At 72.6% G+C, this 8,361-nt stretch carries 7 protein-coding genes; all 7 read right to left on the bottom strand.

Annotation, left to right across the window (positions count from 1 at the left end; genetic code table 11):
* Positions 1 to 119 precede the first annotated feature (119 nt).
* Positions 120 to 1,490, bottom strand: coding sequence for an NAD(P)/FAD-dependent oxidoreductase (locus E4099_RS24985; protein WP_135341371.1), 1,371 nt, complete (start codon positions 1,488 to 1,490; stop codon positions 120 to 122).
* A gap of 503 nt (positions 1,491 to 1,993) precedes the next feature.
* A complete protein-coding gene (locus E4099_RS24980; protein ID WP_135341370.1) occupies positions 1,994 to 2,947 on the bottom strand; it encodes a Ppx/GppA phosphatase family protein in 954 nt (317 codons plus the stop codon).
* On the bottom strand, positions 2,944 to 3,513 hold the full coding sequence (locus E4099_RS24975; RefSeq protein WP_135341369.1) for a DUF501 domain-containing protein: 570 nt from the start codon (positions 3,511 to 3,513) through the stop codon (positions 2,944 to 2,946). Before E4099_RS24975 ends, E4099_RS24980 begins: the two co-directional genes overlap by 4 nt.
* Before the next feature lie 91 nt (positions 3,514 to 3,604).
* Complete coding sequence (locus tag E4099_RS24970; RefSeq protein WP_135341368.1) at positions 3,605 to 4,072, bottom strand: FtsB family cell division protein; 468 nt, start codon at positions 4,070 to 4,072, stop codon at positions 3,605 to 3,607.
* Positions 4,073 to 4,203: 131 nt separating this feature from the next.
* On the bottom strand, positions 4,204 to 5,490 hold the full coding sequence (eno, locus tag E4099_RS24965) for a phosphopyruvate hydratase (protein WP_135341372.1): 1,287 nt from the start codon (positions 5,488 to 5,490) through the stop codon (positions 4,204 to 4,206).
* Between the two features lie 396 nt (positions 5,491 to 5,886).
* Positions 5,887 to 6,933 carry a transglycosylase family protein gene (locus E4099_RS24960; RefSeq protein WP_135341367.1) on the bottom strand — a complete coding sequence of 349 codons (1,047 nt, stop codon included), beginning with the start codon at positions 6,931 to 6,933 and terminating at the stop codon, positions 5,887 to 5,889.
* A 113-nt stretch (positions 6,934 to 7,046) separates the two neighbouring features.
* Positions 7,047 to 8,336, bottom strand: a complete 1,290-nt coding sequence (locus E4099_RS24955) for a cytochrome P450 family protein (protein ID WP_135341366.1) — start codon at positions 8,334 to 8,336, stop codon at positions 7,047 to 7,049.
* Positions 8,337 to 8,361 lie beyond the last annotated feature (25 nt).

The raw sequence follows: 8,361 nt of genomic DNA, 5'->3' as shown, positions 1-8,361 counted from the left end.
GGCTCCCCCAGCTCCCCCGGCTCCCCCGGCAGGAACAGGTACGCCACAGGGCGTCCGCCCCACGGATGGCGGACGCCCTGTGGCGTCAGTGCTGCGGCCCGGTACGTGCCGGGCGGCGGTCAGCCGGCCTTGGCCGGCGAGTCCGACTTCTTGGCAGCGGCGGCGGTGACCGGCGCGGCGGCCTCGTAGAACTCCTCGCGCGGGTTCTCGATGGCCCGCAGGGAGACCATCTCGCGCTTGAGGAAGACGCCGAGGGTCCAGTCGGCCAGCACGCGGATCTTGCGGTTGAAGGTCGGCATGGCCATGCCGTGGTAGCCACGGTGCATGTACCAGGCCAGACGGCCCTTCAGCTTGATCTTCGTCTTGCCGAAGACGAGCATCGCGACGCCCTTGTGGAGGCCGAGGCCGGCCACGGCGCCCTTGTTGGCGTGCTTGTAGTCACGCTGCGGGAAGCCCCGCATACCGGAGATCACGTTGTCGCCGAGCACCTTGGACTGGCGCAGCGCGTGCTGGGCGTTCGGCGGGCACCAGGCGCCCTCGCCGACGGCGAGGTCCGGCACCTGGGCGTTGTCGCCGGCGGCCCAGATGTAGTCGGTGCCCTTGACCTGGAGGGTGGGGGCGACGTCCACGTGGCCGCGCGGGCCCAGCGGCAGGCCGAAGCGGGCCAGCGCCGGGTTGGGCTTGACGCCCGCGGTCCACACGATGGTGCCGGCCTCGACCTCGAGGCCGTTCTTGAGGACGACCTTGCCGTCGACGCAGGAGTCCATCGAGGTCTGGAGGTAGATCTCGATGCCGCGCTTCTTCAGGTGCTCCAGGCCCCACTGGCCGAGCTTCGGGCCGACCTCGGGGAGGATCTTGTCCGCGGCGTCGACGAGGACGAACCGCATGTCCTCGCGGCTGACCGTCGGGTAGTACTTGGCCGCGTCGCGGGCCATGTCCTCGACCTCGCCGATGGTCTCCGCGCCGGCGAAGCCACCGCCGACGAAGACGAAGGTCAGCGCCTTGCGACGGATCGCCTCATCGGTGGTCGAGTCGGCCTTGTCGAGCTGCTCGAGGACGTGGTTGCGCAGGCCGATGGCCTCCTCGATGCCCTTCATGCCGATGCCGTTCTCGGCGAGGCCGGGGATCGGGAAGGTACGGGAGACCGCGCCGAGCGCGACCACCAGGTAGTCGAAGGGCAGCTCGTACGCGTCGCCGACGAGCGGCTGCACGGTGGCTACCTTGCGGTCCTGGTCGATGGTCGTGACCCGGCCGGTGAGGACCTCCGCCTTGGGGAGCACACGCCGCAGCGGGACCACGACGTGGCGCGGGGAGATGCTGCCGGCGGCGGCTTCGGGGAGGAAGGGCTGGTACGTCATGTACGAACGCGGGTCGACGACCGTGACGGTCGCCTCGCCGTACCGCATCTTCTTCAGGATGCGGCGCGCCGCGTACAGGCCTACGTACCCACCGCCTACTACGAGGATCCTGGGACGCTCCGTGGTGCTCATGTTTCGAGTATCCAGCACCCATTGGAGGGGTGCTCGTGAGCCCCTTCACAAAGCTTCAAAGGGCATATGTTACACTCCGCCGCCCTCGTGACCCACGCCATACTCGCGGCGGGGAACCAGATCACCGCCCGAGACGTTGTTCACCCCTGTTGATCAGGGATTGCGAGCTCCCGGGCAGCTGAAACAGCGTCCGCGAACCCCCTCCCGGGGCCAGTCGGAGAGGGTCCGGGAAGCACGCCGGAAGCGCCCCGGCGGACCGGTCGGATGTCGCGAAACGGACCGAACGACACCAGGATGCGGTCGGCCGACCGCATTTTCATGTGAAGGATTTCACGAACATTTTTCTCCAGGGCGCGCCAAACCGCCCCGCGACCGGCGCTCGACCGGCTTTGCCCCGCTCACACGGTGTGCGGGGCGCTCAGGCGATACCCGTCCCGGGGCCGGCGGCAGCCCCCTTGGCGCGAGGCCGCGGGGGTGCCGGAGCCAGGCCCTGAGACCAGGACCTAGGCGACGCTCCAGGCGATTCCGTCGAGGATGTCGTGCTCGCTCACCACGACCTCGCGGGCCCCGGTGCGCTCCATGATCTTCAGCAGGACCAGTGCCCCGGCGGAGATCACATCCACCCGCCCCGGGTGCATCACCGGGATCGCGGCGCGCTCGGCATGGCTGGAGCCGAGCAGTCGGCGGGTGGTCTCGCGGACCTGGTCCACGGAGATCCGGGCGTGGTGGATGGCGGTGGAGTCGTACTCCTCCAGCCCCAGCACGATGGCGGCCACGGTGGTGACCGAGCCGGCCAGTCCGACCAGGGTACGCGCCTCGGTCAGCGGCACCGCCTGCCCGGCGAGGTCGATGGCGGCGTCGATGTCCGCCTCCATGGCGGCGATCTGAGCGGCCGTCGGCCGATCGGCGATCCGTGGGTGCGAGGAGCGGTGGTCGGACACCAGGTGGCGCTCGGTCATCCGGACGCAGCCGACGTCCACGCTGCGCGCGGCCCGCACCCGCTCCTCGCCGATCACGAACTCGGTCGAGCCGCCGCCGATGTCCACCACCAGGTACGGCCGGTCCAGGCCGCTGCCCACCAGCTCGCGGGTGGCGCCGGTGAAGGAGAACTCTGCCTCCTGGTCCCCGCTGATCACCTCGGGCTCCACGCCCAGGATGTCCACCACCCCGCGCACGAACTCCGCGCGGTTCTCGGCGTCCCGGGAGGCCGAGGTGGCCACGAACCGGACCCGGTGCGCCCCGTGCTCGGCTATCACCTCGGCGTACTCCCGGCAGGCCGCGAAGGTGCGCTCCAGGGCCTCGGGGGCCAGCCTCCCGGTACGGTCCACGCCCTGGCCCAGCCGGACGATCTGCATCCGGCGGTCCAGCTCGGTGAACTCCCCGGTGGCAGGGTCGGCGTCGGCGACCAGCAGCCGGATGGAGTTGGTGCCGCAGTCGATCGCGGCCACCCGGGTCACTGGGCGCCCTCCGCGCTCTCGCCGCCCGCTTCGGCGCCGCCGTCCGCGTCGGCGCAGGGGGTCACGCAGGGGCCCTTGCGCCACCACTCCGGCAGCATCGCGATGGCCTCGTCGCCCAGCGGGTTCACCCCGGGGCCGGCCGCCAGCGAGTGGCCCACCAGGACGTGCAGGCACTTGACCCGGTCCGGCATGCCGCCGGCGCTGGGGAAGCCCTGGAGCACCTCGACGGCGTCCCGGCGTGCGATGTAGTCCTCGTGCGCGGCCCGGTAGGCGGCGGCCAACTCCGGGTCGGTCGTGAGCCGCTCGCTCATCTCCTTCATCACGCCCTCGGCCTCCAGGGTGCCGATGGCGGACGCGGCGCGCGGGCAGGTCAGGTAGTACAGCGTCGGGAACGGCGTGCCGTCCTCCAGCCGGGGCGCCGTCTCGACGACGTCCGGGTTGCCGCAGGGGCAGCGGTGGGCGATGGCGCGCAGACCGCGCGGCGGGCGGCCCAGCTGCTCCTTGAACGCGGCGATGTCCGCCTCGGTGGGCGGGGTGTGCTCCGTCTGCGGAGGGGGCGTGTCCATGGATGGAGGGTTCTCTTCGGTCGGGGTGGGATTGCGGAGGTGGCGCCGGGTCGGCCGGGATGGGTCGCCGAGGCGGTGCCGGGTGCGCGGGTCAGCGGCGGCCCGCGGGCCGGTCGGCGTCGTCCAGGCCGTCCAGCAGGGCGCGGTACCAGGGCAGCCCGGCGGCTCCCCGGTCGGCGCCGCGACCGTCGTCCCGGCCGCTGCCCGTCATGATGAAGCCGGTCTCGCCGGGACGTACGTAGTGCAGCCGCTCGCGCGCCAGGCGCTCGATGTACGCGGGGTCCTTCAGCCGCGCCTTCTGCTCGCGCAGCCGCTCGTTCTCCTCCCGGGCCTGCTGGGCCTGGCGCCGCTGTTCGGCGATGTCCGAGCGTTGGGCGACGTACTGCCGTATGGGGTAGGCGAGGGCGACCACCAGCGCGCAGAGCACCAGGGCGAGCAGCGCGGCCCGCCCGGTGAGCCGGTTGCGGCGGCCCCGGGCGCGGTAGACCCGGGCCGCGGCGTTCTCGCCGAGCGCCCTGAGCCTGGTCGCGGTGGAGAACCGGTCCCGGTCCGCGCCCATGTCCGCCTCGCCCTTCCTCGGTTCTCTTCGGTCCTGTGCGTGCGTCCCCGCACACGGTACGGGACCGGTGTGCGGGGACCCGCCTGCGACGGGGCGGTGCGCCGGCCGGCCCGCGGCCGGCCGGCGGGGCCTCAGCCGGCGGGGCGGAACCGCGGGAAGGCGGAGCGACCGGCGTAGACCGCGGCGTCGTCGAGGATCTCCTCGATGCGCAGCAGCTGGTTGTACTTGGCCACGCGCTCGGAGCGGGCCGGGGCACCGGTCTTGATCTGGCCGCAGTTGGTGGCGACGGCCAGGTCGGCGATGGTGACGTCCTCGGTCTCGCCGGAGCGGTGCGACATCATGCACTTGAAGCCGCTGCGCTGTGCCAGCTCGACGGCGTCCAGCGTCTCGGTGAGCGAGCCGATCTGGTTGACCTTCACCAGCAGGGCGTTGGCGGCGTTCTCCTCGATGCCGCGGCCCAGGCGCTCCGGGTTGGTGACGAACAGGTCGTCACCGACCAGCTGCACCTTGTCGCCCAGCTTGGCGGTGATGGTCTTCCAGCCGTCCCAGTCGTCCTCGAACAGCGGGTCCTCGATGGAGACCAGCGGGTAGGAGGCCACCAGCTCCTCGTAGTACGCGGTCATCTCCGCGGCGGTGCGCTCCTGGCCCTCGAAGACGTACTTGCCGTCCTTGTGGAACTCGGAGGCGGCGACGTCCAGCGCCAGCGCCACGTCCTGGCCCGGGGTGTAGCCGGCCTTCCGGATGGCCTCCAGGATCAGGTCCAGGGCCTCGCGGTTGGAGTCGAGGTTCGGCGCGAAGCCGCCCTCGTCGCCCAGGCCGGTGGACAGGCCGCGCTCCTTCAGCACCGCCTTGAGGGTGTGGTAGACCTCGGTGCCCCAGCGCAGCGCCTCGGAGAAGGACTCCGCGCCGATCGGGGCGATCATGAACTCCTGGATGTCCACGTTGGAGTCCGCGTGCGAGCCGCCGTTGAGGATGTTCATCATCGGGACCGGCAGCAGGTGGGCGTTGGGGCCGCCCAGGTAGCGGAAGAGCGGCAGGTCGGACGCCTCGGAGGCGGCGTGCGCGACGGCCAGCGAGACGCCGAGGATCGCGTTGGCGCCGAGCGAGGACTTGTCCGGGGTGGCGTCCAGGTCGAACATGGCCTGGTCGATCAGCCGCTGCTCGGTGGCGTCGTAGCCGACCAGCTCCGGGCCGATCTGCTCGATGACGGCGAGGACGGCCTTCTCCACGCCCTTGCCGCCGTAGCGGTTCTTGTCCCCGTCACGCAGTTCGAGGGCCTCGAAAGCGCCGGTCGAGGCGCCGGACGGCACAGCAGCACGGCCGGTGCTGCCGTCGTCGAGGCCGACCTCGACCTCGACCGTGGGGTTGCCTCGCGAGTCGAGGATCTCGCGAGCTACGACGACGTCGATGGACGGCACGAGGATCTCCTTCGTGTGGGTCTGCGTCTGCAGCATGAGCCTAACCGGCCCGGCGGACGGTTCCCGTCCGACGCCCTGCCTGAGGGCTGTGCCGTCATCCCCGGTGGACCGGTGAGCGGTGTCCGGTGCGGATCCGCCGCGCGGCCGGAGTGCCCGGGAGCGCCGCCGCGGAGGGCCGGAGCCGGCCGGTGCGCGGGGGCGAAGGGCCGCCGGCGGCGCCGCCGCCGGGGGCTGGGCCGGCCGGTGTGCCACTGGGGCGCGGCGGCCTCGCGGCCCGGCCTCACGGCTGCCGGCGGCCCGTCGTCCACGGCCGCGGCGCGCCGTCCGTCGCGCGGTGGCGCCGTCCGTGCCGCGCGGGTGGGCCGTCGCACGGGGCGGCGGCCCACCGTGGGCGAACTACTTCCCGGCCTTGGGGAGTTCGAGGTGCTGGCCGGGCAGGATCAGGTCCGGGTCGTCGCCGATCACCTCGGTGTTGGCCTGGTAGAGCGCGGGCCAGCCACCCGAAACCCGGTACTCCTCGGCGATGGCCGACAGGTTGTCACCGGTCCGTACGGTGTAGTCCGCCCGGACCCGCTCCGCGGGCTTCCCGGTGCGCTCGCCGTCGCCGCGCGAGGCGTGCCGCCCACCGGTGCGGCCGTCGTGCTCGGGACCGCGCTCGTCGACCTGGCCGCGGTGCTTGCCGGTGCCGGGGGTCGTGGTGCCGGTGCGTCCGGTGCCGGGAGCGCCGGCGTGACCGCGCTCACCCCCGGGGCGTTCGGTGCCGCCGGTCTCGCCCGGGGCGGTGTCGCCGGTGTCGACGCGGCTGCCGGTGCCGCGGTCGCCCTTGCCGTCCTGCTCGTCCTGGTCATTCTTGTCGGCGCCGCGGTCGTCGGCGCCGCGGGAGGAGCCGCCGGACGGCGTGCCGGACTCCTCGGTGTCGGCCGAGTCGGCGAGGTCGCCGGTCCGGTCCTGGTCGCGCGAGGGCTTGGTGGTGCCGGAGGGCGCCGACGGTTCGTCAGCGGTGCGGCCGGTCGAGGGGTCCGTGGTGGGCGCCTCGATGCTGCCCGGGTCCACCCGGGGGGCCTTGCCGTTCTCGGTGAGACCGGCCTCCACCGAGCAGCTGGGCCAGCCCTGGGGGCCGCGGTCGGCCAGCATGGCCTCGGCGACGGCTATCTGCTGGGACCGGCTGGCCAGGTCCGGGCGGGGGGCGTAGGCGGTGCCGCCGTAGTGCTTCCACATCTCCAGGGTGAGCTGGAGACCGCCGTAGAAGCCGTTGCCGGAGTTGGCACTCCACAGGCCGCCGCTCTCGCACTCGGCGACCCGGTCCCAGGTGTGCGCTTCCGCGGCGCTCGCGCTGGTGGCTCCCAGCAGCGGAATGGCGATGCTCGCGCCGGTCACCCCCGCCGCGACGACGAATGCCGGAGCCTGGCGGGGGCGGCGATGCCGACCGTTCCCGGAGCGCATGCGGTGGCCTCTCATGTGACGGCTTGGGTCGGGGGTCGAAGATAGCCGGGGCTCCCGAGGGTCTCAAGCCGATGTAGCCAGGGTCACGCGAAGATCACATGTCTGACGAGGTGTCACTTTCCGCTGCTCTCCGGGCGGGCGGTGAACTCCACCGGCAGGGTGCGCAGTCCGCGCATGATGAGTCCGCCGCGCCACCGCAGGTCGTCCGGATCCGCCGCCAACCGCAGGTCGGGCAGCCGGCGCAGCAGGGTGGCGAGGGCGGTACGGCCCTCCAGGCGGGCGAGTGGGGCGCCCAGGCAGTAGTGGATGCCGTGGCCGTAGCCGAGGTGCTGGTTGTCGGCCCGGGAGAGGTCGAGCACGTCCGGCCGTCGGAAGCGCTCCGGGTCGCGGTCGGCCGCGGCGAGCACCACCAGCACCGGGTCCCCGGCGGCTATGCGCTGTCCGCCGAGGGTGATCGGCTCGGTGGCGAAGCGCCAGGTGGCGATCTCCACCGGCCCGTCGAAGCGCAGCAGCTCCTCCACCGCGCCGGACAGCCACTCCTGGTCGTCGCGTGCGACCGCGTCCTGGAAGCGGGCGCGCTGCGCCGGCTCGCGCAGCAGCGCGTAGGCGCCGTTGCCGATGAGGTTGACGGTGGTCTCGAAGCCGGCGAAGAGCAGGATGAAGGCCATCGCCGCGGCCTCGTTCTCGGTGAGGTGCTCCCCGTGGTCACTGGCCCGGATCAGCCCGGAGATCAGGTCGTCGTCCTGCTCGCTGGCGCCCAGCTCCTCGCGCTTGCGGTGGATCAGTTCGGCCAGGTAGCCGCGCATCCTCTTCACCGCGCGGGCCACGCCGCCGCGGGGCGTCCGCTTTCCGCCGGGCAGGTCGTGGCGGATCATCATGCCGGCCCAGTCCCGGAAGTCGTCCTGGTCCTCGGCCGGCACCCCGAGCAGGTCGCAGATGGCGTAGATGGGCAGCGGGAAGGCGAACTCGTGGATGAGGTCGGCGGTGCCGCGCGCGGCGAAGTCGTCGATCAGCCGGTCGGTCAACTGCTGCACCCGGGGCGCGAACTCGGCCACCCGGCGCGGGGTGAACGCCTTGGACACCAGGCGCCGCAGCCGGGTGTGGTCCGGCGGGTCGATGTTGAGCAGGTGCGTCATCAGGTTGGCGCTCCGCTCGCCCGGGATGCCGACCTTGCTCCGGCCCTGCGCGTCATCGCTGTGGTGCAGGGGGTTCTTGGACAGTCGGGTATCGGCCAGCGCCTGCCGGGCGTCCGCGTACCGGGTCACCAGCCAGGCCTCGACCCCGCTGGGCAGTGTGGTCCGGTGTACCGGGGCATGCTCCCGCAGCCAGGCGTACGCGGGGTAGGGATCGCTGGCGAACTCCCAGGTGAACAGGGTGGGCGCGGAGGCGGGCAGGTCAGACACGCTTCGACGGTACCGAGGGCGGTGC

Origin of the sequence: Streptomyces palmae (genome assembly GCF_004684805.1) — a bacterium.
In the GTDB taxonomy this organism is placed as follows: domain Bacteria; phylum Actinomycetota; class Actinomycetes; order Streptomycetales; family Streptomycetaceae; genus Streptomyces; species Streptomyces palmae.
The sequence above is the reverse complement of the archived record's forward strand: the minus strand, read 5'-3'. Positions and strand labels throughout refer to the sequence as shown.

Coding starts and splice junctions, on each gene's coding strand:
- E4099_RS24985 (WP_135341371.1), bottom strand. CDS start 1,490: ATGAGCACCACGGAGCGTCCCAGGATCCTCGTAGTAGGCGGTGGGTAC.
- E4099_RS24975 (WP_135341369.1), bottom strand. CDS start 3,513: ATGGACACGCCCCCTCCGCAGACGGAGCACACCCCGCCCACCGAGGCG.
- E4099_RS24970 (WP_135341368.1), bottom strand. CDS start 4,072: ATGGGCGCGGACCGGGACCGGTTCTCCACCGCGACCAGGCTCAGGGCG.
- E4099_RS24960 (WP_135341367.1), bottom strand. CDS start 6,933: ATGCGCTCCGGGAACGGTCGGCATCGCCGCCCCCGCCAGGCTCCGGCA.